The sequence below is a fragment of the Ramlibacter sp. MMS24-I3-19 genome (assembly GCF_050320135.1).
In the GTDB taxonomy this organism is placed as follows: Bacteria; Pseudomonadota; Gammaproteobacteria; order Burkholderiales; family Burkholderiaceae_C; genus Ramlibacter.
Genome location: NZ_CP190017.1, coordinates 3765154 through 3788287, shown reverse-complemented (window position 1 = coordinate 3788287; position 23134 = coordinate 3765154). Strand labels below are relative to the sequence as shown.

General features: G+C 68.6%; 23 protein-coding genes. 18 read left to right on the top strand and 5 right to left on the bottom strand.

Features of this window, described 5'->3' with window-relative positions; genetic code table 11:
• Nucleotides 1-38: 38 nt before the first annotated feature.
• Genes ACPWT1_RS18835 through ACPWT1_RS18825 form a run of 3 tightly spaced genes read left to right on the top strand, consistent with a single transcriptional unit; the run spans nucleotide 39 to nucleotide 3781 of the window.
• Complete coding sequence (locus ACPWT1_RS18835; RefSeq protein ID WP_427912657.1) at nucleotides 39-1523, top strand: NAD-dependent succinate-semialdehyde dehydrogenase; 1485 nt, start codon at nucleotides 39-41, stop codon at nucleotides 1521-1523.
• Nucleotides 1520-2326, top strand: coding sequence for a 4-hydroxy-2-oxoheptanedioate aldolase (gene hpaI, locus ACPWT1_RS18830; protein ID WP_427912656.1), 807 nt, complete (start codon nucleotides 1520-1522; stop codon nucleotides 2324-2326). The genes ACPWT1_RS18835 and hpaI overlap by 4 nt, the downstream gene beginning before the upstream one ends.
• A gap of 12 nt (nucleotides 2327-2338) precedes the next feature.
• The gene (locus tag ACPWT1_RS18825) at nucleotides 2339-3781 is read left to right on the top strand and encodes an FAD-binding oxidoreductase (protein WP_427912655.1); all 1443 of its coding nucleotides are present in this window, start codon (nucleotides 2339-2341) and stop codon (nucleotides 3779-3781) included.
• A gap of 67 nt (nucleotides 3782-3848) precedes the next feature.
• On the opposite strand, the gene ACPWT1_RS18820 is transcribed toward ACPWT1_RS18825, so the two are convergent.
• Nucleotides 3849-4478: a cysteine hydrolase family protein gene (locus ACPWT1_RS18820; RefSeq protein WP_427912654.1), complete on the bottom strand. Its 630-nt coding sequence runs from the start codon at nucleotides 4476-4478 to the stop codon at nucleotides 3849-3851.
• 81 nt (nucleotides 4479-4559) lie between these two features.
• Between ACPWT1_RS18820 and ACPWT1_RS18815 the strand changes: the two genes are divergently transcribed.
• The 8 genes from ACPWT1_RS18815 (at nucleotide 4560) to ACPWT1_RS18780 (ending at nucleotide 12326) form a co-directional block, all read left to right on the top strand.
• Nucleotides 4560-4841 carry a hypothetical protein gene (locus tag ACPWT1_RS18815; protein ID WP_427912653.1) on the top strand — a complete coding sequence of 94 codons (282 nt, stop codon included), beginning with the start codon at nucleotides 4560-4562 and terminating at the stop codon, nucleotides 4839-4841.
• 94 nt (nucleotides 4842-4935) lie between these two features.
• Complete coding sequence (locus ACPWT1_RS18810; RefSeq protein WP_427912652.1) at nucleotides 4936-5652, top strand: DUF1028 domain-containing protein; 717 nt, start codon at nucleotides 4936-4938, stop codon at nucleotides 5650-5652.
• Complete coding sequence (locus ACPWT1_RS18805) at nucleotides 5652-6662, top strand: ABC transporter ATP-binding protein (protein WP_427912651.1); 1011 nt, start codon at nucleotides 5652-5654, stop codon at nucleotides 6660-6662. The genes ACPWT1_RS18810 and ACPWT1_RS18805 overlap by 1 nt, the downstream gene beginning before the upstream one ends.
• The gene (locus ACPWT1_RS18800; RefSeq protein WP_427912650.1) at nucleotides 6659-7741 is read left to right on the top strand and encodes an ABC transporter ATP-binding protein; all 1083 of its coding nucleotides are present in this window, start codon (nucleotides 6659-6661) and stop codon (nucleotides 7739-7741) included. Before ACPWT1_RS18805 ends, ACPWT1_RS18800 begins: the two co-directional genes overlap by 4 nt.
• 21 nt (nucleotides 7742-7762) lie before the next feature.
• Complete coding sequence (locus tag ACPWT1_RS18795; protein WP_427912649.1) at nucleotides 7763-9283, top strand: ABC transporter substrate-binding protein; 1521 nt, start codon at nucleotides 7763-7765, stop codon at nucleotides 9281-9283.
• A 17-nt stretch (nucleotides 9284-9300) separates the two neighbouring features.
• Nucleotides 9301-10242: an ABC transporter permease gene (locus tag ACPWT1_RS18790; protein ID WP_427912648.1), complete on the top strand. Its 942-nt coding sequence runs from the start codon at nucleotides 9301-9303 to the stop codon at nucleotides 10240-10242.
• A 7-nt stretch (nucleotides 10243-10249) separates the two neighbouring features.
• Complete coding sequence (locus ACPWT1_RS18785) at nucleotides 10250-11140, top strand: ABC transporter permease (RefSeq protein ID WP_427912647.1); 891 nt, start codon at nucleotides 10250-10252, stop codon at nucleotides 11138-11140.
• Nucleotides 11141-11291: 151 nt separating this feature from the next.
• Nucleotides 11292-12326: a Cj0069 family protein gene (locus ACPWT1_RS18780; protein ID WP_427912646.1), complete on the top strand. Its 1035-nt coding sequence runs from the start codon at nucleotides 11292-11294 to the stop codon at nucleotides 12324-12326.
• Between the two features lie 7 nt (nucleotides 12327-12333).
• Here ACPWT1_RS18780 and ACPWT1_RS18775 read toward each other — a convergent pair whose 3' ends face one another.
• The 4 genes from ACPWT1_RS18775 to nth form a co-directional block, all read right to left on the bottom strand.
• Nucleotides 12334-12708, bottom strand: a complete 375-nt coding sequence (locus ACPWT1_RS18775) for a hypothetical protein (protein ID WP_427912645.1) — start codon at nucleotides 12706-12708, stop codon at nucleotides 12334-12336.
• A gap of 83 nt (nucleotides 12709-12791) precedes the next feature.
• The gene (locus tag ACPWT1_RS18770) at nucleotides 12792-13064 is read right to left on the bottom strand and encodes a hypothetical protein (protein WP_427912644.1); all 273 of its coding nucleotides are present in this window, start codon (nucleotides 13062-13064) and stop codon (nucleotides 12792-12794) included.
• Between the two features lie 143 nt (nucleotides 13065-13207).
• Nucleotides 13208-14206, bottom strand: coding sequence for a DUF6602 domain-containing protein (locus tag ACPWT1_RS18765; protein WP_427912643.1), 999 nt, complete (start codon nucleotides 14204-14206; stop codon nucleotides 13208-13210).
• 94 nt (nucleotides 14207-14300) lie between these two features.
• Complete coding sequence (gene nth, locus ACPWT1_RS18760; protein ID WP_427912642.1) at nucleotides 14301-14948, bottom strand: endonuclease III; 648 nt, start codon at nucleotides 14946-14948, stop codon at nucleotides 14301-14303.
• A gap of 62 nt (nucleotides 14949-15010) precedes the next feature.
• Between nth and ACPWT1_RS18755 the strand changes: the two genes are divergently transcribed.
• The 7 genes from ACPWT1_RS18755 to kdgD all read left to right on the top strand — a co-directional run bounded on the left by ACPWT1_RS18755 (nucleotide 15011) and on the right by kdgD (nucleotide 23116).
• Nucleotides 15011-15886 carry an FAS1-like dehydratase domain-containing protein gene (locus tag ACPWT1_RS18755; protein WP_427912641.1) on the top strand — a complete coding sequence of 292 codons (876 nt, stop codon included), beginning with the start codon at nucleotides 15011-15013 and terminating at the stop codon, nucleotides 15884-15886.
• A 154-nt stretch (nucleotides 15887-16040) separates the two neighbouring features.
• On the top strand, nucleotides 16041-17207 hold the full coding sequence (locus tag ACPWT1_RS18750) for an acyl-CoA dehydrogenase family protein (protein WP_427912640.1): 1167 nt from the start codon (nucleotides 16041-16043) through the stop codon (nucleotides 17205-17207).
• Nucleotides 17207-18388 carry a CaiB/BaiF CoA transferase family protein gene (locus ACPWT1_RS18745; RefSeq protein WP_427912639.1) on the top strand — a complete coding sequence of 394 codons (1182 nt, stop codon included), beginning with the start codon at nucleotides 17207-17209 and terminating at the stop codon, nucleotides 18386-18388. The genes ACPWT1_RS18750 and ACPWT1_RS18745 overlap by 1 nt, the downstream gene beginning before the upstream one ends.
• Complete coding sequence (locus tag ACPWT1_RS18740) at nucleotides 18388-19845, top strand: MmgE/PrpD family protein (protein ID WP_427912638.1); 1458 nt, start codon at nucleotides 18388-18390, stop codon at nucleotides 19843-19845. Before ACPWT1_RS18745 ends, ACPWT1_RS18740 begins: the two co-directional genes overlap by 1 nt.
• Nucleotides 19846-20056: 211 nt before the next feature.
• Entirely contained in the window at nucleotides 20057-21031 is a 975-nt protein-coding gene (locus ACPWT1_RS18735) for a tripartite tricarboxylate transporter substrate-binding protein (RefSeq protein WP_427912637.1), read from the top strand.
• Between the two features lie 247 nt (nucleotides 21032-21278).
• The gene (locus ACPWT1_RS18730) at nucleotides 21279-22004 is read left to right on the top strand and encodes a FadR/GntR family transcriptional regulator (protein ID WP_427912636.1); all 726 of its coding nucleotides are present in this window, start codon (nucleotides 21279-21281) and stop codon (nucleotides 22002-22004) included.
• Between the two features lie 200 nt (nucleotides 22005-22204).
• Nucleotides 22205-23116 (top strand): 5-dehydro-4-deoxyglucarate dehydratase, encoded by a 912-nt coding sequence (gene kdgD, locus ACPWT1_RS18725; RefSeq protein ID WP_427912635.1) that lies wholly within the window; start codon nucleotides 22205-22207, stop codon nucleotides 23114-23116.
• Nucleotides 23117-23134 lie beyond the last annotated feature (18 nt).

Sequence of the window (23134 nt, the reverse complement as noted above, 5' to 3'; positions counted from 1 at the left end):
GCCGCCCGGCTTTCCACTTTCCTTTCCAGGATTCCACGATGCTCGACCAGCTCGCGCGCGGCGCCCTGCTGCGCACCGCCAATTTCATCGCCGGCCAATGGCAGCCGGCTGCCTCCGGTGCGCTGCATCCCGTGACCGATCCCGCCACGCTGCGCCCCATCGCGCAGGTGCCTGACAGCGACGCGGCCGATGGTCGTGCGGCCGTCGACGCGGCTGCTGCTGCCTTTCCCGAGTGGCGCGCCCGCAGCGCCCGCGAGCGCGCGCAGCTGCTCAAGCGCTGGCACGCGCTGATCGTGCAGCACCAGGACGACCTGGCCAGGATCGTCTCCAGCGAGCAGGGCAAGCCGCTGGCCGAGGCGCGCGGCGAGGTGCTGTACGGCGCTTCGTACGTCGAGTGGTTCGCGGAAGAAGCCACGCGCGCGCACGGCGACGTGATCCCCGAGCCCGTCCGCGGCAAGAAGCTGCTGGCGATCAAGGAGCCGGTGGGCGTGGTCGCCGCCATCACGCCGTGGAACTTCCCGCTGGCCATGATCGCCCGCAAGATCGCGCCCGCCCTTGCGGCCGGCTGCACGGTGGTCGCCAAGCCCGCCGAGGACACGCCGCTGACCGCGCTGGCCCTCGTCGCGCTGGCGCAGGAAGCGGGTTTCCCCGCCGGTGTGCTGAACATGGTGGCGGCCTCGCGCGACCGCACGCCGGCCGTGGTGGACACCTGGCTGGCCGATGCGCGCGTGCGCAAGCTCACCTTCACCGGCTCCACGCCCGTGGGCCAGCACCTGGCGCGTGAATCGGCGACGACGCTCAAGAAGGTGTCGATGGAGCTGGGCGGCAACGCGCCATTCATCGTGTTCGAGGACGCCGACATCGATGCGGCGGTCGAGGGCCTGATGGTCTCCAAGTTCCGCAACGGCGGCCAGACCTGCGTGTGCCCCAACCGCGTGTTCGTGCACGAGAAGGTGGAGGGCCGCTTCGTCGACAAGCTGGTCGCGCGCGTCTCGGCGCTGCACGTCGGCCCGGCCACCGATCCGAAGTCGCAGATCGGCCCGATGATCAACGCCCGTGCCGTCGAGAAGATCGAGCGCCACGTGCAGGACGCGGTGTCGAAGGGCGCATGGGTCGCGACCGGCGGCCGCCGCCTGCGCAGTCCTGACGCGAAGGGCGAGGGGCACTTCTACGCGCCCACCGTGCTGGCCGGCGCCAAGCCCGACATGGTGCTGGCGCAGGAAGAGACCTTCGGTCCCGTCGTGCCGATCTTCACGTTCAAGGACGAGGCCGAGGTGGTGGCCGCCGCCAACGACACGCCGTTCGGCCTGGCCGCGTACTTCTACACCCAGGACCCCGCGCGCATCTGGCGCGTGGCCGAGGCGCTGGAGACCGGCATCGTCGGCATCAACGAAGGCGCGCTGGCGGCGGAAGCCGCGCCGTTCGGCGGCGTCAAGGCGTCGGGCTATGGCCGCGAAGGTTCGCGCCACGGCCTCGACGATTACATGCACATCAAGTATCTGTGCCAGGGAGGCCTGCAATGAAATCCGGCAACGCGTTCAAGGACCAACTCGAGGCGAAGAAGCCGCAGGTCGGCCTGTGGCTCTCGATGGCCGACCCGTACCTGGCCGAGACCAGCGCGACCGCGGGCTTCGACTGGCTGCTGATCGACGGCGAGCACGCGCCCAACGACGTGCGCACCACGCTCTCGGCGCTGCAGGCCGTGGCGCCGTACCGCTCGCAGCCGGTGGTGCGTGCCGTGAATGGCGACACGCACCGCATCAAGCAGCTGCTGGACATCGGTGCGCAGAACCTGCTGATCCCGATGGTGGACACGGCGGAGCAGGCGAAGGCGATCGTGAATGCCACGCAATACCCGCCGCTGGGCATTCGCGGCGTCGGCAGCGCTGTGGGCCGCGCCTCGCGCTGGAGCGCGCGCACCGACTACCTGGATGCCGCCGACGACGAGGTCTGCCTGCTGGTGCAGGTGGAATCCGTGCTGGCGCTGAAGAACCTGCGCGAGATCTGCGCGGTGGACGGCATCGACGGCGTGTTCATCGGGCCGGCCGACCTGGCCGCGTCGATGGGCCATCGCGGCAAGCCGGGGCATCCGGAAGTGCAGGCCGCCATCGAAGGCGCGATGAAGACCATCGTGGCGTCGGGCAAGGCTGCGGGGACGTTGACGTCGGACGCCACGCTGGCGCGCCGCTATCTCGAGCTGGGCTGCACGTTCGTGGCCGTCGGCGTGGACATCCTGATCTTCGCGAATGCGGCGCGCCGGCTGGCGAATGACTTCCTGGGCGCGACTGCGGAGCCTGTCGCCGGCAAGCCGTCCGCGGGCTATTGAGACAATCCAGGAATGGACGCTTCCGTTTCTTCTTCTTCCAACCTCGACATCGCCGGCGCGCTGGCTTCCATCGTCGGCGCGAACGCGTGCCTGAGCGCGCCCGCCGACGTCGAGCCGTACGTCACCGACTACCGCAAGATCTACAAGGGCCGCGCCGCGGCGGTGGTGTTCCCCTCGACCACCGGGGAGGTGAGCCGCGTGATGGCCTGGTGCCATGCGCACGACGTGGTCGTGGTCCCGCAGGGCGGCAACACGTCGCTCATGGGCGGCGCGGTGCCCGATGCACGCGGCGGCAACGTCATCGTGCTGAGCCTCGCGCGCATGAAGCAGGTGCTCGCCGTCGACGTGGTGAACGACACGCTGACCGTGCAGGCCGGCGTGACGCTGCATGCGGCGCGCGCTGCGGCGGAAGAAGCGGGGCGCCTGTTCCCGCTGCGCATCGGTTCCGAAGGTTCGTGCCAGATCGGCGGCAATCTCTCGACCAACGCCGGCGGAACCGCGGTGCTGCGCTACGGGAACATGCGCGACCTCGTGCTGGGGGTCGAGGCCGTGCTGCCCGATGGCCGCATCTACGACGGCCTGCGCGGCCTGCGCAAGGACAACACCGGCTATGACCTCAAGCAGCTGTTCATCGGTTCCGAAGGCACGCTGGGCATCGTCACGGCGGCCGTGCTGAAACTGATGCCGCTGCCGCGCGCGCGGTCGGTGGCGCTGGTCGCGGTGAGCGATCCGGCGGCGGCCGTGTCGCTGCTGCAGGCGGCGAAGGAAGCCGCGGGCCAGGCCGTGACCGCCTTCGAGCTGATCTCCGCGCCGGCGATGAAGCTGGTGCGCGAGTACCTGGGCGGCGTGGCGTCGCCGCTCTCCGCCAACCCCGCGTGGATGGTGCTGGTCGAGCTGACCTCCGGCGGTGCGCAGGAGGCGCTGGACGCGCAGCTGCAACAGGTGCTGGAGGACGGCTTCGAGCGCGGCCTGGTGCAGGACGCCGCGGTTGCTGCGAGCCTGTCCGATGTCGAGGCGTTCTGGCGCCTGCGCGAGGAAATCTCCGATGCGCAGACCCGCACCGGCGGCAGCATCAAGTGCGACGTGTCGGTGCCGCTGTCGCGCATCGCCCAGTTCGTCGCCGAGGCCAGCGCGAAGGTGCTGGAGGTGGCGCCGCAGGCCCGCATGGTGATCTACGGCCACATGGGCGACGGCAACGTGCACTTCAACCCGCTGCGTCCGGCCGACGTGCCCGCGCGCGAGTTCCTCGACACGCATTACGAAGCGGTGAGCCATGCGGTGGACGGGCTGGCGCATTCGTATGGCGGATCGATCTCGGCCGAGCATGGCATCGGCGTCGCCAAGCGCGATGACATGCGTCGCTACAAGGGCGCCGTCGAGCTGGAGCTGATGCAGCAGGTGAAGCGCGCGCTCGACCCGAAGAACCTGCTGAATCCGGGCAAGGTGCTGGCCTAGCCAACTGAAGGTGTCATTGCGGGCTCGACCCGCAATCCAGCACGGCCGCTGGCCCTGGCCGCTGTGCTCAGTTCCCGAACGCGATGTCGTCGCTCGCAACGGCCCTGATCACAGGCCCGAAGCTCGTGATCTCCGGCAGCGTGGCGTTCTCGTGCACCCGAATGGACGCCGCGGATGCGTGCGCCTTGTCGTGGGTGGTGTGGGCGTCCGAGGCCAAGGTCACCGCGTAGCCCAGGGCGGCAGCCCGCCGGACGGTCGTGTCCACGCAGAACTCGCTGGCGTACCCGCACACCACGACATGCGAGATGCGGAAGGTGTCCAGGATCTCCTTCAGGGTCGATCCCTGGAACGAGTCCGCCGTTGCCTTGCGCACCGAGTGATCGCCCGGCTGCGCATCCACGCCGTTCGCAAGCCGCCAGCCGCTGCTCCCGAGTTCGAGCGCGGATGCCGGCGTTTCGTGCTGGACGAAGATCACCGGTGCCGCAGACCTGCGGGCGCGAGCAGCCAACACGTTGATCCGCCCGACGACTGCATCGGCTTCGAAGGGGCGCGGTCCGGCGTCGAACAACGCACGCTGGACATCGATGACGAGAAGCGCCGACTTCATGGGATCCGCGGGTGTGGTGACCGTGTCTGGCTGACTCGGCAATTGTCGCGCAGGGCTGCGCAGCCTTCGAGCCAGCCCGGCTGCATCCAAGGCAGCCGTCGCGCTTACATGTGGTCGCGAGCTTTGCGCGGCATGAATGCTGCCGTTGCGTTGCGCTGCGACGATCCGCTCATGAACACCAGACCGATCGTCTGCGCCGCAGCCATCGCAGCGGCTGCGCTGCTGGGAGGCTGTGCCGTGTACCCGGCATACCCCGCCTACCAGGCTTACCCCGCCGGGCAGGTGGTCACCGCCAATGGGGCCGCAGTGGCGCAGGTCCCGGGCGTCGTGGCACCGGCGCCCGTCTACGTGGCTCCGGCTCCCGTGTACTACCCGGGCCCGGTCTTCTACCCGTCGATCAGCATCTTCGGGCGCTTCGGCGGCGGAGGAGGCGGCCGCCACTGGCACCGCTGACGGTACTCGTTCTCCCGGGTCCGGCAGCGCCCGCTTCGCGTTAGCATGCTTCCGCACGGCCCCGCGGGCGGGCCGCCCACTCGGGAATGCGGAGATGACCTGGTCGATCCTGGCGCGCGACGGGCAAGGACGCTTCGGCGTTGCCATCGCCAGCCGCTTCTTCGCCGTCGGCGCACTGTGCGTCCACACGCGGCGCGGCGTCGGCGCGCTCTCGACGCAGGCGCTGATGAATCCGCTGTACGGCCCGCGTGGCATCGCGCTGCTGGCCGAAGGGCTGGCGCCGCAGGAGGTGATCGAACGCCTCACCGCCGACGACAGCGGCCGCGAGCAGCGGCAGGTGCACGTCCTGCCGGCCCACGGGCGACCCGCGGCGCGCACCGGCTCGGCCTGCATCGACTGGTGCGGCCACTGCATCGACGACGACTTCAGCGTGGCCGGCAACATGCTGGCCGGACCGCAGGTGATCGAAGCCACGGCCCAGGCCTTCCTGGCGACCCGCGGACAGGATCTCGCGGAGCGGCTGCTGGCGGCCCTGGCCGCGGGTGAGGCGGCCGGCGGCGACAAGCGCGGGAAGCAGGCCGCGGCGCTGCGCATCCACGGCGACGAGGACTGGCCCGAGCTGGACCTGCGCGTCGACGACCATGCAGAGCCCGTGCAGGAGCTGCAGGGGCTCTACCGCAAGAGCCTGGAGCGCTACCAGCCGTTCATGGCGTGCCTGGCCGGGCGGCATGATCCCGTCGGCCTGACCGACCGTGGCGAGATCGAGGCGCGCATCGAGCAGTTCACGCGCGAGCGCGCGGAGCGGCGCTGATGGCCCTGCTGGAGGTGCGCGACCTGCGCACGGAGTTCGCCACCGACGACGGCACCTTCCGCGCGGTGGAGGGCGTGAGCTTCTCCGTCGACACGGGCCGCACGCTCGCGCTGGTCGGCGAGTCGGGCTGCGGCAAGAGCGTCACCGCGCTGTCCATCATGGGCCTGGTGCCCAACCCGCCGGGACGCATCGTCGGCGGCTCGGTCCGCCTCGACGGACGCGAGCTCGTGGGCGCCCCTGCGCGCGACCTGCTCGACCTGCGCGGCAATGGCATGGCGATGATCTTCCAGGAGCCGATGACGTCGCTGAATCCGGCGTTCACCATCGGCGAGCAGATCGTCGAGGGCTTGCGCCGCCACCAGACGCTCACCCGCGCGCAGGCGAAGGAGCGGGCGCTCGAGGTGCTGCGCCAGGTGCGCATCCCGGCACCCGAGCAGCGCTTCGACGAGCACCCGCACAAGCTCTCGGGCGGCATGCGCCAGCGCGCGATGATCGCCATGGCGCTCGCCTGCCGTCCCCGCCTGCTGATCGCCGACGAACCCACCACTGCGCTCGACGTGACCATCCAGGCCCAGATCCTGGAGCTGATGAACACGTTGCAGCAGGAGACCGGCACGGCCGTGATCCTCATCACCCACGACCTCGGCGTGGTCGCCGAAGTCGCCGACGAGGTCGCGGTGATGTACGCCGGCCGCATCGTCGAGCAGGCGCCGGCGAAGGCCCTGTTCGACGGGCCCCAGCATCCGTACACGATCGGCTTGCTCGGCTCCATCCCGCGCCTCGACGTCCAGCGCGACCGGCTCGCTGCCATCGAAGGCCAGGTCCCGAATCCGCTGTACCGCCCCCGCGGGTGCCAGTTCGCGGAACGCTGCCCGTTCGCCATCGACCGCTGCCGCGAGGACGAGCCGCCGCTGATGCCGATGGGTCCCGGTCACCTGTCGGCGTGCTGGCGCGCGCCGCTGGATCCGGACCGGCTGGTGCCCCACGTGCCAGACGCGGTGGCGGCATGAGCAGCGCCGAACCGCTGGTGGTGGCCGAAGGGCTGGTGAAGCACTTCCCGGTGCGGCGCGGCCTGTTGTCGCGCGTGAGCGGGCAGGTGCAGGCGGTCGATGGCGTCGACCTGCGGATCTCCGCCGGCGACACCCTGGGCGTCGTCGGCGAATCCGGCTGCGGCAAGTCGACCCTGGGCCGGCTGCTGCTGCGCCTGCTGGACCCCACGGCAGGTCGCATCCGCTTCGAAGGGCGAGACATCACGACGCTCGAGGGCTCCGAGCTGCGCACGCAGCGGCGCGTGATGCAGCTGATCTTCCAGGACCCGTATGCCTCGCTCAACCCGCGCATGACGGTGGGCCAGACACTCGTGGAGCCGCTCAAGCTGCACGGGCTGCATGCCGGCCGCGAGCGCGAGCGCGTGGCCGAGCTGCTGCATACGGTTGGCCTCGCGCCCGAGCATGCGCAGCGCTATCCGCACGAGTTCTCCGGCGGGCAGCGCCAGCGCATCGGCATCGCGCGCGCCCTCGCGGTCGAGCCGCGGCTGATCGTCTGCGACGAGGCGGTGTCCGCGCTCGACGTCTCGGTGCAGGCGCAGGTGGTGAACCTGCTGCAGGACCTGCAGCGCCGCTTCGGCCTGGCGTACGTCTTCATCGCGCACGACCTGGCGGTGGTCAAGCACATCGCGACCCGGGTGGCGGTGATGTACCTCGGACGCATCGTCGAGATCGCCGACAAGGAGGCGCTCTTCGCGTCGCCGCGCCATCCCTACACGCGGGCGTTGCTGGCCGCCATCCCGCAGCCGCGGCCCGGCGCACGTGGCGATCGCGCGGTGCTCGGGGGCGACGTGCCGAGCCCCGCGAACCCGCCGAGCGGGTGCCGGTTCCACACGCGCTGCCCCTACGTGCAGCAACGATGCCGCGAGCAGGATCCGGCGCTGGTGCCGGATGAGCACGGCCATGCCACGGCCTGCCATTTCTGGCCCACCATCGCGGCTACGGCAGCGAAGCCGCAGCCGGCCGGGATGCCGCCGGCGCGCGTGCGGCTCGAGCGGCTGCAGGCTGCGTTCCTCACCCGGCCGCCCACTGACCAGACCTAGTCAACACCAGGAGCCACCGCCATGCCCACGCTCACACGACGACTCGCGCGACCGCTGCTCGCGCTGCTGCTCGGCGCCGCCGCGCTTGCCAGCCAGGCCCAGACCCTGCGGGTCGGCCTCGCGGAAGACCCCGACGCCCTCGATCCGACGCTGGCCCGCAGCTTCGTCGGCCGCGTCGTCTTCGCGTCGCTGTGCGACAAGCTGTTCGACATCGACGAGAAGCTGGCAATCATTCCGCAGCTGGCGACCGGCTACGAGTGGTCCGCCGACGGCAAGGCGCTGACGCTCAAGCTGCGCCAGGGTGTCACCTTCCACGACGGCGAGAAGTTCGATGCCGCCGCGGTGAAGTTCAACATCGAGCGGCACAAGACCATGCCGGGCTCCAACCGCCGCGGTGAACTCGCGCCGGTGACGACGGTGGACGTGGTCGATCCGATGACGGTGCGCCTGAACCTGTCGGCGCCGTTTTCGCCGCTGCTGTCGCAGCTGACCGACCGCGCGGGGATGATGGTCTCGCCCAAGGCCGCCAAGGAGGAGGGCGACAAGTTCGGCGCCCATCCGGTGTGCTCGGGCCCGTTCAAGTTCGTCGAGCGCGTCGCGCAGGACCGCATCGTGTTCGAGCGCTATCCGAACTACTGGAACAAGGGCGCGATCGCGTTCGACAAGGTCGTCTACACCCCGATCCCGGACGCCACCGTGCGGCTGGCGAACCTGCGGTCCGGCCAGCTCGACTTCATCGAGCGGGTGGCACCCAGCGACATGGAGAAGATCCTCGCCGAGAAGAAGCTCAAGACCTCCAGCATCACCGAGATCGGCTACCAGGGCATCACGATCAACGTCGGCAAGAGCGACCGGGCCAAGGCCAACCCGCTGGGCCGCGACGCCCGCGTGCGCGAGGCCTTCGAGCTGTCGCTGGACCGGCAGGGGCTGGTGCAGGTGGTGATGGACAACCAGGCCATCGTGGGCAACCAGTGGGTGCCGCCCACCAATCCGTTCTACGCGGCCAATGTGCCGATCCCCAAGCGCGACGTCGCCCGTGCCAAGGCACTGCTCAAGGAAGCTGGCGTCACCAACCCGAGCTTCACGCTGGTGACCCCGACGACCTCGGATGCGCAGCGCATCGCGCTGGTGGTGCAGGCGATGGCCCGTGAAGCCGGCTTCGACGTGAAGATCCAGGCCGCCGAGTTCGCGACCTCGCTGAACATGGCCGACAAGGGCGACTTCGAGGCTTACGTCCTGGCGTGGAGCGGGCGTCCCGATCCGGACGGCAACCTGTATTCGTTCGACGTGTGCAAGCAGCCGCTGAACTACGCCGGCTACTGCGACGCCGAGACCGACAAGCTGATCAACGAGTCGCGCATGGAGCGCGATCCGGCCAAGCGCAAGAAGATCTTCGAGCAGGTCGCCGCCCGCGTGCTGAAGGCGCGTCCGATCGTCTACCTCTACCACCGCAAGTGGCTGTGGGCGTACAGCCCGAAGCTGCAGGGCGTGCGCAACATCCCGGACGGCCTGCTGCGGGTGAGCGGGCTGAAGATGCAGTGACCTTCGCGGGCGGCTGAATGACCGAGTTCCTCCTCAAGCGCATCGCGCAGCTGGTGCCGACCCTGGTGCTGGTGTCGATGCTGATCTTCGGCCTGCAGCAGTTGCTGCCCGGCGATCCGGCCAAGATCCTGGCGGGGGAGGAGCAGGACCCGCAGGTCATCGCCTACCTGCATGCCAAGCTGCATCTCGACGACCCGCTGCCCATGCGCTATGCGTACTGGGTCGGCGGCGTGCTGAAGGGCGATCTCGGGGAGTCGGTGCGCAACCAGGAACCGGTGCTGCACCTGGTGGCGCAGAAGCTGCCGGTGACGCTGGAGCTGGCGGTGCTCGCCATGGGCATCGCGCTGCTGATCGGCATCCCGGCGGGCATCGTGTCGGCGGTGGGACGCGGATCGGCCTGGGACTGGGCGGCCAACGTGTTCGCGCTGTGGGGCATCTCGACGCCGAACTTCTGGCTCGGCATCCTCCTGATCCTGCTGTTCTCGGTGAACCTGGGATGGCTGCCGGCCTCGGGCTACGTGAGCCCGTTCGAGGACCTGTGGGGCAACCTGGCTGCGATGGTCATGCCGGCCTTCGTGCTGGGCAACGCCATCGCGGCGGTGCTGATGCGGCACACCCGCAGCGCGATGCTGCAGGTGCTGTCGGCCGACTACGTGCGCACCGCGCGGGCCAAGGGCCTGCTGGAACGCACCGTCGTTCTCAAGCATGCGCTGCGCAACGCGCTGATGCCGATCATCACGCTGGGAGCGCTGGAGTTCGGCACCTTGCTGTCGGGTGCGGTGCTCACCGAGCAGGTGTTCACCATTCCGGGCTTCGGCAAGCTGATCGTCGATGCGGTGTTCAACCGCGACTACGCCGTGGTGCAGGGCGTCGTGCTGGTCACGGCGACGGCGTACATGCTGCTCAACCTGCTGGCCGACATCGCCTACATCGCGGTGAACCCCCGCCTGCGCAGCTGATCCCGCCATGTCCGCCGTCCTGCCCACGCCCATCGCACCGAAAGTCGCGCGTCCCGAACCTGCCGGGTCCTGGCAGCGCGCGTGGCGCCGCCTGCGCCGTCGCCACTCGGCGCTGCTGGGGCTGGCCATCGTGCTGGGATTCGTGGTGATCGCGCTGTGCGCGCCCTGGATCTCGCCATACGACCCGATCGCCACCAGCTGGGGCGCCATCCGCCAGGCGCCGTCGGCGCAGCACTGGTTCGGCACCGACGAGATCGGCCGCGACGTGCTCTCGCGCGTCGTCTGGGGCACTCGGGCGTCGCTGCTTGCCGGCATCGTGTCGGTGTCGATCTCGCTGCTGGTGGGCGTGCCGATCGGGCTGGCCGCGGGCTTCCTCGGTGGCTGGGTCGACGTCATCGTCTCGCGCATCACCGATGCATTCCTGGCCTGCCCGTTCCTGATCCTCGCCATCGCCCTGGCCGCATTCCTGGGCCCCAGCCTCGCCAACGCGATGGTGGCCATCGGCGTCTCGGCCGCGCCGATCTTCGTCCGCCTCACCCGTGGCCAGGTGCTCAGCGTGAAGGTCGAGGACTATGTCGAGGCCGCGCGCGCCGTGGGCAACCCGCCGCTGCGCATCGCGCTGCGCCACATCCTGCCGAACATCACGGCGCCGCTGGTCGTGCAGAGCACGCTGGCGATCGCCGCCGCGGTCATCGCGGAGGCCAGCCTGTCGTTCCTGGGCCTCGGCCAGCAGCCACCTGCGCCCAGCTGGGGCAGCATGCTGAACACGGCCAAGAACTTCGTCGACAACGCGCCCTGGATGGCCATCTGGCCGGGAGCGTCGATCTTCCTGCTGGTGCTGTCGTTCAACCTGCTGGGCGACGGGCTGCGCGACGCGCTGGATCCACGCCAGCGCTGAGATCGGTCGGCGAGCATCGATCCAGGACCCGCGCCGCGCCCCGGTCCTAGAATGATCCGCGTGGGGACACGAGCAGACTCCCCGCGTCCCACGAGGCCTGCGCCTCCAAGCTCTGCTCCTGGTCGCGGGCCTGCCGTCTTGGGAGCTCACCTTGCCTGCTGCCTCCATCGCCTTGCTCTACCCCGGCGACCGTGCGATGCGCGATCGTTCGGATCCGGCCGAGAGCCGCTTCGCCCCGCTGTTCGAGGCGTTCGCCGCGGCGGGTGTCGACGCAGTTCCAGCGGTCTACAACGACGACTTTGCCGACGAGGTCGAGGGCCAGGTGCGCGACGTCGCTCTTGTGCTGGTGTGGTGCAACCCGATCGAAGGCGGTCGCCGGCGCGATCGCCTCGACGCGATGTTGCGGCGGCTGGACGACGCGGGCGTCGTCGTCAGTGCGCATCCGGATGCCGTCCTGAAACTCGGCACGAAGGATGTCCTGGTCGACACGCGCGATCTCCCCTTCGGCAGCGACGCGGTGCGGGTGGACAGCCTCGCGCAACTCGCGGCCGAACTGCCGGGGCGATTGCGCCGCGGACCGCGCGTGCTCAAGCAGCACCGCGGGCACAGCGGCATCGGCGTGTGGCGCGTCGAACTGGCAGGCGAGGGCGCTGACGCATCACTGCGCGTTCGCCATGCGCAGCGTGGCAGCGAGGAGGCGGTGATGGACATGGCGGCGCTGCTTGCCACGCTGGCGCCGTACTTCGAGTCCGCGAACGGCGGCCACATGGTCGACCAGCCTTGGCAGCCGCGCCTCGTGGACGGCATGGTGCGCGCCTATCTCGTCGAGGACCGCGTGGCCGGCTTCGGGCACCAGGCCGTCAACGCGCTCTATCCCGCAGCGCCGGGACAAGGAGCGCCGCAAGCGGGGCCGAGGCTGTACCACGGGCCGGAGCTGGCGCAGTTCCAGGGACTGAGGCGGCGGCTGGAGACGGAGTGGGTCGAGCTGCTGCGAGCGCGCGTGGGGCTCTCGCGCGATCACTTGCCGTTGCTGTGGGATTGCGACTTCCTCTTCGGCGAGCCGGACGCGGGTGGAAGCGAGCGCTTCGTGCTGTGCGAGATCAACGTGAGCAGCGCGGCGCCGTTTCCGCCGTCGGCGATCGGGCCGCTGGTGGCCGCGGTGGAGGCGCGCCTGGGAGGCAGGTAGATCGCGGTCAGAGCGGCGGCGTCCGGCCGTCGTGCGACCGGTGCACGCCGAAGTACTCCATCGTCGCCGCCCCGCACCGCGCGCCCGCCGCAACCACGATGGCGAAGGCCGCCACGAGCGGAGCTCCTGCCAGGGCGAATCCATAGGTGACGAGCACCACCGGCAGGCAAGCCACTGCGGCGGCGACGAAGGCGCTCCAGCCGATCGCCCGCACGCACTCGCGCCCGAAGATCGCGCCGAGAACGAAGCCTGCCCAGGCGCCGACGACGCAAAGGCTGGAGAGCTTGAGGAGGACGTTGGGCACATCGACGCCCGCCAGCAGGACGAGGCTCGCCAGCGTCGCGAGGAAGCTCGCCGCGATTGCGAGGCGGAGGCGTGTCATGTCATCGCCTCACCGGCAATCGCGCACGTAGCCGACCGCGGGGCTTGCGGCCGCCACCGCCGCAGCAGCCAGGACGACTGCCTTCACTTCTTCTTCGGTGCGAGCATCTTCTGGTACTCGTCCGACATCTTGTCCATGTACGCGACGGCCGCCTTGTACTGCTCGGAGTGGAAGTCCATCAGCTTGTCGAACTGGTCCGCCGCCTGCGCGTAGGGCGCGCCGGCGCCGCGCATCGAGTCCATCAACGCCTTCTGCGATTTCATCACCAGGTCCCACGCTTGGTGGACCTGCAAGGCCGCCGTCTTGGATTGCTCCCAGAGCGTCTTGGCCATGTCGGATTGGGCTTTGTCGATCATTGGTGTCTCCTTGTTGGGTTCCTGTTGCGACGCGCTGCACGGCAGTCTGCCAGCAGACATAGCACTGAGCAAGGCGGCCAATCCGTCGTTCAGGTCGGCGACCTTTCATAGTCTCTCAACAAGCTCGTCGCCCAGGTTTTTCCTCATGTCGCCCGCGCAAGACGGGTTGGATCTAAAAGAGGGACGCCAGACGCTTTATCCAGCTCGTCTATATCTAAGCCGCGGAAACCACAGATGGGGTCTAGCTCGCCCCATGCTGAAACGAGAGACCAGCCGACAGTCCCGAGAGCTGCGTACGTTGCAGTAAGCACGTGATAGACAAGCTTCTCAAGCGGGCTTGTCAGTTCGCTACGCTGCGCATACAGATATGGAAGTCGTCTAAGGCCGGGTCCGAATCGCTTCTCTCCTGTGATGTCGTCCGGTGGCCCCCAGCCTCGGTAAAGGCTCAGTTCGTTGTCGGAGATTACCGAGATCAGACCTGGCAGAACGCGCTGAACGATCGAGACGTGTTCGCGTGATGGATGCAAGGGGTCAAACTCCTTAAGAGCACCACAGAGCGCCTCAGTTAATTTCCCATCACTCGCAAATAGGTCGGAGTAGAAGTTGCCGGCGGCCGTGAGTAGGGTTTGAACGGAAATCTTCGTGTCATAAGCGACGACCGCCTTGAAGATTGGCCGCTGCAGCAGCGTTCCGTGTTCGTCCTCTGTAGTCCGGTAGATTAGGTCGAGCTCAACGAGCGAGCGCAGGTTGTCGAGCGCTTCTCGGATGGCAGCGCCATCGAGAGTGCTCTTGACCGTGATCGCTGCAATTACGGATTCGGGTGGAACGATCACGAAGTCGCCTGCACGAAAAACGGCGGAATGACTGCTCGAGTTCCAAATGAGAACGTCAATTTGCTTGCTGTTTGGGACCTGCTCGAAGCCGTAAACGAAGCCTGAATCGACCGAGACCGATCGTGGAAGAAGGGTGGACAAAAAGGTCTTAAGGAGGCTCTCGCGGAATGCACCGCTTGAGTAGTGGTGCCGTCCGCCGAGTAAGTCGTGGACGTGATCCCGCTGAGCCTTGAACATCTCGACGTGACTCCGAACAACACGTCGAAAATTCTTCAGCAGGTGCTGGTCTTGCTCGTTGTCGTTTTGCATTCGCAGTCCTGGAGAATTCACCACTGCGCAATTCAGCGCAGGGGCGAGGTTGAGTGCGCGGAGGTTAGTTCTCGCGCTCGGTTCCTGTCCAGTATCACTCCGCCCCCGGCGCCGGCGTCTTCGGCTCGTAATCGCAATAAGCCCGCACCGCACACCGCCAACACTGCGGCACCCTCGCCACGCACACATACCTTCCATGCAGGATCAACCAGTGATGCGCATCCGCCAGATACTTCTCCGGCACCCGTTCCAGCAGCTTCATCTCCACCGCGTACGGATCCTTCCCCGGCGCGAGCCCCGTGCGGTTGCTCACGCGGAAGATGTGCGTGTCCACCGCCATCGTGGCCTCCCCGAACGCCACGTTCAGCACCACGTTCGCGGTCTTCCTTCCAACACCGGGCAGCGCCTCCAGTTCCTCGCGCGTGCGCGGCACCTGGCCGCCATGCTTTTCCACCAGCAGCCGGCAGGTCTCCATCAGGTTGCGCGCCTTCGTGCGGTACAGGCCGATGGTCTTGATGAAGTCCTCGAGCCGCTCCAGGCCGAGATCGAGGATCGCCTGCGGAGTCCCCGCCACAGGAAACAGCCGCCGCGTCGCCTTGTTCACGCCCGCATCCGTCGCCTGCGCCGACAACAGCACCGCCGCGAGCAGTTCGAAGACGCTCGTGTACTCCAGCTCGGTCTCGGGCGTGGGGTTGGCGGCCTGCAGGGTGGCGAAGAAGGGCTCGACGTCGGCGTCTTTCATGGCGCGCGAGTGTAGGGGCGAGCACTAGGCGGCCGCGCCGGGCCAGCCGGTACAGTGGCCGCATGACCAGCGAGACCGGCCTGTCGAGCGAGACGCTCGCCCACCTGCAGAGCTGGCAGGGCCGCACCGAGACCCTGCACGACGAAGCCACCGCCGCGCCCGTGCGCGGACTGTCTGCCACGCTCGACCGCGTCGATCCGCCGCCGAAGCACGGTGACGAGCTGCCGCCATTGGCGCACTGGCTCTACTTCCTGCCGCAGGCACGGCAGAGCGACATCGGGCCCGACGGGCATGCGAAGCGCGGCGGCTTCCTGCCGCCGGTGCCGCTGCCACGCCGCATGTGGGCCGGCGGTCGGCTGCAGTGGCACCAGCCGCTGCGTGTGGGTGACGCGCTCCGGCGTGACTCGCGCATCGTGTCGGTCACGCACAAGAGCGGCCGCTCGGGCGACCTGGTGTTCGTGGTGGTGCGGCACGAGGTGCACAACGCGCACGGGCTGGCGCTGACCGAGGAACACGACATCGTCTACCGCAGCGCCCCGCAGCTCGGCCAGCCGGCGCCGGCGCCGCAGCTCGCCGAGACCGGCGCGGCGTGGCAGCGCGAGATCCGGCCGGATGACGTGCTACTGTTCCGCTACTCGGCGCTGACCTTCAACGGCCACCGCATCCACTACGACCGCAAGTACGTGACCGAGGTCGAGGGCTATCCGGGTCTGGTCGTGCACGGGCCGCTGATCGCGACGCTGCTGGTCGATCTGGTGCGGCGACAGCGGCCGGAAGCGCGCATCTCGAAGTTCCAGTTCAAGGCCGTGCGGCCGACGTTCGACCTGCATCCGTTCCGGGTGAATGGGAAGCCGTCGGCGGACGGAAAGAAGGTGGCGCTGTGGGCCAGTGACCATGAAGGGTGGTTGACGATGCAGGCGGAGGCGGAGCTGGCATGAGCCGCGCACTGCACGTTCATGGAGTCCAGGCCGCTTTTCCTTGTCATCCCGGCGAATGCCGGGATCCAGCGACTGCGCATGATCAACCGCGGGACTGGATTGCGGGTCAAGCCCGCAATGACACTGGACGCGTCGAGCCCGCAATGACAAAGACATGAATCCCATCCCCACTCCCGACCAGTACCAGGACCTGCGCGAAGCCCTGCGCGGCCTCTGCCGCGAGTTCGACTCCGCCTACTGGCAGAAGGTCGACACCGACCGCGGCTATCCCGAAGCCTTCGTCGACGCACTCGCCGAAGCCGGCTGGCTCGCCGCGCTGATCCCGCAGGAGTACGGCGGCTCGGGTCTCGGCCTGGCCGAGGATCCGGTGATCATGGAGGAGATCAACCTCTCGGGCGGGAACGCGGGCGCGTGCCACGGCCAGATGTACAACATGGGCACGCTGCTGCGGCACGGCTCGCCGGAGCAGAAGCAGCGCTACCTGCCCGGCATCGCCAGCGGCAAGCTGCGGCTGCAGTCGATGGCGGTCACCGAGCCCACCACGGGCACCGACACCACGAAGCTGAAGACCACGGCCGTTCGACATGGCGACCACTACGTCGTGAACGGCCAGAAGGTCTGGATCTCGCGCATCCAGCACTCGGACCTGATGATCCTGCTGGCGCGCACGACGCCACTCGCGGAGGTCAAGCGCAAGAGCGAGGGCATGAGCATCTTCCTCGTGGACCTGCACCAGGCCATCGGCAACGGCATGACCGTGCGGCCGATCCCGAACATGGTGAACCACGAGACCAACGAAGTGTTCTTCGACGGCCTGCGGGTCCCCGCGGCCAACCTGATCGGCCAGGAAGGGCAGGGCTTCAAGTACATCCTCGACGGGCTGAACGCCGAGCGCACGCTGATCGCCGCCGAATGCATCGGCGATGCGTGGTGGTTCATCGACAAGGCGCGCCGCTATGCCAGCGAGCGCCTGGTGTTCGACCGGCCCATCGGCCAGAACCAGGGCGTGCAGTTCCCGATCGCCGCCGACTACATCGAGGCCGAGGCCGCCAACCTGATGCGGTTCAAGGCGTGTTCGCTGTTCGATGCGCACAAGCCCTGCGGCGCCGAGGCGAACATGGCCAAGTACCTGGCGGCCAAGGCGTCGTGGGAGGCGGCCAACACCTGCCTGCAGACGCATGGCGGTTTCGGCTTCGCGCACGAATACGACGTCGAGCGCAAGTTCCGCGAGACGCGCCTGTACCAGGTGGCGCCCATCTCCACCAACCTGATCTTCAGCTACGTGGCCGAGCACCTGCTCGGGCTGCCGAGGTCGTTCTGATGGCAAGACCGCTCGATGGCATCACCGTGGTGTCGCTGGAACATGCGATCGCCGCGCCGTTCTGCACGCGCCAGCTGGCGGACCTGGGCGCGCGCGTCATCAAGGTCGAGCGCCCCGGTCGCGGCGACTTCGCACGCGATTACGACCAGCGCACCGGCGGCCTGGCGTCGCACTTCGCGTGGGTGAATCGCTCGAAGGAAAGCCTCACGCTGGATCTCAAGCAGCTGCCGGCGCTCGACGCGCTGCATGCGCTGGTCGCCAGGGCCGACGTGCTGGTGCAGAACCTCGCGCCGGGCGCGGCTGCGCGCATGGGGTTCTCGTACGAGCTGCTCAAACCGAAGCATCCGCGGCTGGTGGTGTGCGACATCTCGGGCTATGGCAACGACGGCCCCTACCGGGACAAGAAGGCCTACGACCTGTTGATCCAGAGCGAGGCGGGTTTCCTCTCGGTGACCGGCACGCCCGAGGAGCCGTGCAAGTCCGGCAACTCCATCGCCGACATCGCCGCGGGCATGTACGCGTACAGCGGCGTGCTGGCCGCGCTGCTGCAGCGGCAGAAGACGGGCGAGGGCGCGCACATCGACGTGTCGATGCTGGAGTCGCTCACCGAGTGGATGGGCTTCCCGCTGTACTACGCCTACCAGGGCCAGACGCCGCCGCCACGCAGCGGGGCGTCGCACGCGACGATCTATCCGTACGGGCCGTTCCCGGCGGGGGACGGCAAGACCGTGATGCTGGGCCTGCAGAACGAGCGCGAGTGGAAGGCGTTCTGCGAGAAGGTGCTGCTGCAGCCGCAACTGGCCGCGGATCCGCGCTTCGACAGCAATGCGCGCCGCAACGAGCAGCGCGCCGCCTTGCGCGACGTGATCGTGTTCGCGTTCTCGGAGCTCACGGCCGAGCAGGTGCTGCAGCGGCTGGACGAGGCGCAGATCGCGAATGCGCACGTCAATGGCATGGCCGACGTGTGGGCGCATCCGCAACTGGTCGCGCGGCAACGCTTCACCGAAGTCGGCTCGCCGGTCGGCCCGATCGCCGCGCTGTTGCCGCCGGGCGTGCAGAGCGGGTTCGACCACCGCATGGACCCGATCCCCGCGGTCGGTGAGCACACCGAGGCGATCCTGCGCGAGCTGGGGTTCGACGATGCGCGTTGCGCGGAGATGCGGGCGCAAGGAGCGACTTGATGGAAGACACAAAGGCTGTCATGCCGGGCTCGACCCGGCATCCAGCGACGGTGCCAGGACAAGCCCCGGGCTGGATTGCGGGTCGAGCCCGCAATGACAGCTCCCTTGTCGACAACGGCGAACTCGCCGCCTTCGCCGCCGGCCTGCGATTCCAGGACCTGCCCGCATCCACGGTTCGCAAGATCGAGGACCTCTTCGTCGACTGGGTCGGCTCCGCGCTGGCGGGCAAAGGCGCACGCCCGGTCGAATCCATCCGCAAGTTCACCGCCGCGATGGGCAACCCGCAGGGCCCGAGCGAAGTCGTCGTCGACCGCAGCCGCAACTCGCCATACCTCGCCGCGATGGCCAATGCCGCGGCCTCGCATGTCGCCGAGCAGGACGACGTGCACAACGGCTCGGTGTTCCACCCGGCAACGGTGGTGTTCCCCGTCGCCCTCGCGGGTGCACAGGCGCTCGGTGCCAGCGGGCAGCAGATGCTCGCCGCCTCCGTCGTCGGCTACGAAGTCGGCATCCGCGTCGGCGAGTTCCTCGGCCGGTCGCACTACAAGGTGTTCCACACGACCGGCACCGCGGGCACGGTCGCGGCTGCCGCGACGGCGGGCCATCTGCTCGGCCTCGACGCCGCGCAGATGCGCCACGCCTTTGGCTCCGCCGGCACGCAATCCGCGGGGCTGTGGGAGTTCCTGCGCACCGCTGCCGATTCCAAGCAGCTGCACACCGCGCATGCGGCCGGCGCAGGCTGGATGTCCGCGTGGCTGGCGAAGGACGGCTTCACCGGCGCGCAGCGCATCTTCGACGGCCCGCAGGGACTGGCGGCCGGCATGTCGAGCGATGCGGATCCGGCGCGGCTCACCGATCGTCTCGGCACGCGCTGGGCCACCGAGGAGACCTCGTTCAAGTACCACGCGTCCTGCCGCCACACGCACCCGGCCGCCGACGCGCTGCTGCAGGTCATTCGGCAGCACAAGCTCACGCCTGCCGACATCGAGCGCGTGGTCACGCACGTGCACCAGGGCGCGATCGATGTGCTGGGCCCGGTGGTCGATCCGGCGACCGTGCACCAGAGCAAGTTCTCCATGGGCACGGTGCTGGCGCTCGTCGCGCACCATGGCCACGCCGGGCTGGGCGAGTTCGACGCGCACTTCAAGGCCGAGCCCACCGTGGCCCTGCGCGAGAAGGTGACGATGCAGCTCGACCCCGAGGTGGACCAGGCGTATCCGCAGCGCTGGATCGGCAAGGTGACCGTGCACACCACCGACGGCCGCGTCCTGCAGGGCCGCGTCGACGAGCCCAAGGGCGATCCGGGCAACACGTTGTCGCGCGAGGAGATCTCGGCCAAGGCGCTGCGGCTGGCGCTGTACGGCGGCGCGGCGACGCAGGGCGAGATGGAGCGGTTGCTGCCGCGGTGGTGGGGAATCGCCGGGGTCGAGCGCGTCGGCGCGTTGATGTCCGCCTAGATGGAAGCCTTGGATTCCCGCCTCCGCGGGAATGACAAAGGGTGTGTCGTCCCCGCGTAGGCGGCGACCCAAGACAAAGTGTGTCGTCCCCGCGCAGGCGGGGACCCAAGGCGTCCATCTTCTTCCCCGCTCCTGGGAAAACGCCAAGGCATCGGCCAGTGTTGCCGGGGTAGGGTGGGGCTGCACTGATCCCACCCTGAAGGAGACAACGATGCGCATCCTCAAGACCTTGCTGGCGGCCTCGCTCGCCGCCTTCTCGCTCGCGGCCGCGGCCCAGTCGACCTGGCCCGACCATCCGATCGCGCTGGTCGTGCCGTTTGCGGCCGGCGGTCCCACCGACGTGGTGGCCCGCATGATCGCGATCCCGATGTCGAAGTCGCTCGGGCAGACCGTGGCGGTGGAGAACGCCGTCGGCGCCGGCGGCACCATCGCCGCCACCAAGGTGGCGCGCGCCAAGCCCGATGGCTACACCATCTTCCTGCACCACATGGGCATGAGCACGGCGCCGGCCCTGTACAAGAAGCTGCAGTTCGATCCGCTGAAGGACTTCGAGTACATCGGCCAGGTGGTCGACGTGCCGATGACGCTGCTGGCCCGCAAGGACTTCCCGGCCGAGAACTTCGCCGAGCTGCGCGATTACCTCAAGACCAACGGCAACAAGGTCTCGTTGGCCAACGCGGGCCTGGGCGCCGTGTCGCACCTGTGCGGCCTGCTGTTCATGAGCCAGATGGGCGTGGAGCTCACCACCGTGCCGTTCTCGGGCACCGGTCCCGCCATGAACGCGCTCCTGGGCAAGCAGGTCGACCTGCTGTGCGACCAGACCACGCAGACCGTGCCCCTGATCAAGAGCGGCCGCGTGAAGGTGTTCGGCGTGACGGTGCCCAACCGCCTGGAGGTGCTGCCCGACGTGCCCACGCTGGACGAGCAGGGCCTCAAGGGCTTCGAGGTGAAGGTGTGGCACGGCATGTATGCGCCCAAGGGAACGCCGCCGCAGGTGATCGAGAAGTTGAATGCGGCGCTGAAGGTGGCGATGCAGGACCCGGACGTGAAGCGGCGCCTGACCGAGCTCAGCTCCGACATCGCCCCGATGGACAAGATCTCGCCGCAGGGGCTGAAGACGCAGCTGGAGTCCGAGATCAACCGCTGGGGTCCGGTGATCCGCAAGGCGGGGGTGTACGCGGACTGAATGCGGGAGCGGGAGCGGGGGCGGGGGCGGGAGCGGGAGCGGGAGCGGGAGCGGACAGCCGAACGCGAAAGACGCGAAAGGGCGCAAAAGACGCGAAAGAAGTCGATGGAAGTAGCGGGGATAAGCCGGGGGCCGCTAACGGGACGAGCGGCTCGAGCGGCCCAACCTCTTGTCTCTTTCGCGTCTTTTGCGCGTTTTTGCGTTTTTCGCGTTCCGGAAGTCCGCATTCAGGGTCGTCAGACATAATATGACTGTGCTTCCCGCCGCCGCTCCCCGCCGCTCCTCGCTCACGGCCGACCTGATGCAGGCGTTGGGCGACCGCATCCGCGACGGGCGCCTTCAGGCGGGCACCAAGCTGCCGCCGGAGGGCGCGATCATGGAGGAGTTCGGGGTGTCCCGGACCGTCGTGCGCGAGGCCATCTCGCGGCTGCAGGCCGCGGGCATGGTCGAGACCCGGCACGGCATCGGCACCTTCGTGCTGGGCCATGGCGACGCCAGCAGCTTCCGCATCCCGGCCACGCAGGTCGCCACCCTCAACGACGTGATCGCGGTGCTGGAACTGCGCATCGCGGTCGAGACCGAGAGCGCGGCGCTCGCCGCCATCCGCCGCACGCCCGCCAACCTGAAGTCGCTGCGCTCGGCGCTGGAAGCGTTCATGAGCGCGCTGGCGGAAGGGCGCGACGCCGTCGGCCCCGACTACCAGTTCCACCTGGAGATCGCCCGGGCCACCCAGAACCCGCGCTTCGCCGACCTGATGGCCACGTTGGGCGGCACGATGATCCCGCGCGCCCGGCTCGAGGCCGCGCAGCCGCCGTCGCCCGCGTCGCAGGACTACCTGCGCCGCGTGAACATGGAGCACGAGAGCATCCTGGTCGCGATCGAGCGGCAGGACCCCGATGCAGCGCGAGCGGCGATGCGCACGCACCTGGCGAACAGCAAGGAGAGGCGGCAGAGGATCGCGGCGGGGCGGTGACCTGTCGTGTCATTGCGGGCTTGACCCGCAATCCAGCGGCGGCGCTGATCCAGGCACTGGATGCCGGATCAAGTCCGGCATGACACCTTCCGCGGTCCTCATCCAGTAGCCCAGCCCAGCCGCAAGGGATTTCCGGAATCCGCCCGAATAGGTTGTACGATGTCTTACCTCAACCCGCCACCACCAACTCGCGAGCCCGCATGACCCCGAACGAACTCAAGAAGGCCCTCTCCACCGGACTGCTGTCTTTTCCGCTCACCGACTTCGACAAGGAGCTGCGCTTCGAGCCGAAGGGCTATGCGAACCGCCTCGAGTGGCTGATGCCGTATGGCGCCACCGTGCTGTTCGCCGCCGGCGGCACCGGTGAGTTCTTCTCGCTGGAGCCGCAGGAGTACTCGCAGGTGATCAAGACCGCGGCCGAGACCTGCAAGGGCCGCGTGCCCATCGTCGGTGGCGCCGGCGGCGGCACCACGCTCGCGATCAAGTACGCGCAGGAAGCCGAGCGCAATGGCGCCGCTGGCGTGCTGCTGCTGCCGCACTACCTGACCGAAGCCAGCCAGGAAGGCCTGCTGGCGCACGTCGAGGCCGTGTGCAGGAGCGTCAAGATCGGCGTGATCGTCTACAACCGCGGCGCCACGCGCCTGACGGCCGAGACGCTGGCCAAGCTGGCCGAGCGCTGCCCGAACCTGATCGGCTTCAAGGACGGCACCGGCGACATCGAGCGCGTGGTCTCCATCCGCCAGAAGCTGGGCGATCGCCTGGTCTACATCGGCGGCATGCCCACGCACGAGGTGTACGCCAACGCGTACAAGGCGCTGGGCGTGCCCACCTATTCGTCGGCGGTGTTCAACTTCATCCCGCGCACCGCGCTGGAGTTCTACAACGCCTACTGGAGCGGCGACCAGGCCACCGTCGGCCGCCTGATCAACGAGTTCTTCCTGCCGTACCTCGCGATCCGCAACAAGGGCGAGGGCTATGCCGTGTCCATCGTGAAGGCCGGCGCCACCATCGTCGGCAAGACCGCCGGCCCGGTGCGTCCGCCCATCTCGGACCTGAAGCCGCAGGAAGTCGAGGAGCTGGCCGCACTCATTCGCAAGCTCGGCCCGCAGTAACCGCAGTTCACCCGCCAC

Bases quoted from the DNA above. Each gene is read 5' to 3' on its own strand.
- ACPWT1_RS18790 (WP_427912648.1), top strand. From the start codon at position 9,301: ATGACCGAGTTCCTCCTCAAGCGCATCGCGCAGCTGGTGCCGACCCTG.
- ACPWT1_RS18795 (WP_427912649.1), top strand. From the start codon at position 7,763: ATGCCCACGCTCACACGACGACTCGCGCGACCGCTGCTCGCGCTGCTG.
- ACPWT1_RS18770 (WP_427912644.1), bottom strand. From the start codon at position 13,064: ATGATCGACAAAGCCCAATCCGACATGGCCAAGACGCTCTGGGAGCAA.
- ACPWT1_RS18835 (WP_427912657.1), top strand. From the start codon at position 39: ATGCTCGACCAGCTCGCGCGCGGCGCCCTGCTGCGCACCGCCAATTTC.
- ACPWT1_RS18810 (WP_427912652.1), top strand. From the start codon at position 4,936: ATGACCTGGTCGATCCTGGCGCGCGACGGGCAAGGACGCTTCGGCGTT.
- ACPWT1_RS18765 (WP_427912643.1), bottom strand. From the start codon at position 14,206: ATGCAAAACGACAACGAGCAAGACCAGCACCTGCTGAAGAATTTTCGA.
- ACPWT1_RS18755 (WP_427912641.1), top strand. From the start codon at position 15,011: ATGACCAGCGAGACCGGCCTGTCGAGCGAGACGCTCGCCCACCTGCAG.
- ACPWT1_RS18750 (WP_427912640.1), top strand. From the start codon at position 16,041: ATGAATCCCATCCCCACTCCCGACCAGTACCAGGACCTGCGCGAAGCC.
- ACPWT1_RS18800 (WP_427912650.1), top strand. From the start codon at position 6,659: ATGAGCAGCGCCGAACCGCTGGTGGTGGCCGAAGGGCTGGTGAAGCAC.
- ACPWT1_RS18815 (WP_427912653.1), top strand. From the start codon at position 4,560: ATGAACACCAGACCGATCGTCTGCGCCGCAGCCATCGCAGCGGCTGCG.
- ACPWT1_RS18775 (WP_427912645.1), bottom strand. From the start codon at position 12,708: ATGACACGCCTCCGCCTCGCAATCGCGGCGAGCTTCCTCGCGACGCTG.
- ACPWT1_RS18735 (WP_427912637.1), top strand. From the start codon at position 20,057: ATGCGCATCCTCAAGACCTTGCTGGCGGCCTCGCTCGCCGCCTTCTCG.
- ACPWT1_RS18785 (WP_427912647.1), top strand. From the start codon at position 10,250: ATGTCCGCCGTCCTGCCCACGCCCATCGCACCGAAAGTCGCGCGTCCC.
- ACPWT1_RS18825 (WP_427912655.1), top strand. From the start codon at position 2,339: ATGGACGCTTCCGTTTCTTCTTCTTCCAACCTCGACATCGCCGGCGCG.
- ACPWT1_RS18730 (WP_427912636.1), top strand. From the start codon at position 21,279: ATGACTGTGCTTCCCGCCGCCGCTCCCCGCCGCTCCTCGCTCACGGCC.
- nth (WP_427912642.1), bottom strand. From the start codon at position 14,948: ATGAAAGACGCCGACGTCGAGCCCTTCTTCGCCACCCTGCAGGCCGCC.
- ACPWT1_RS18745 (WP_427912639.1), top strand. From the start codon at position 17,207: ATGGCAAGACCGCTCGATGGCATCACCGTGGTGTCGCTGGAACATGCG.
- hpaI (WP_427912656.1), top strand. From the start codon at position 1,520: ATGAAATCCGGCAACGCGTTCAAGGACCAACTCGAGGCGAAGAAGCCG.
- ACPWT1_RS18805 (WP_427912651.1), top strand. From the start codon at position 5,652: ATGGCCCTGCTGGAGGTGCGCGACCTGCGCACGGAGTTCGCCACCGAC.
- ACPWT1_RS18740 (WP_427912638.1), top strand. From the start codon at position 18,388: ATGGAAGACACAAAGGCTGTCATGCCGGGCTCGACCCGGCATCCAGCG.
- kdgD (WP_427912635.1), top strand. From the start codon at position 22,205: ATGACCCCGAACGAACTCAAGAAGGCCCTCTCCACCGGACTGCTGTCT.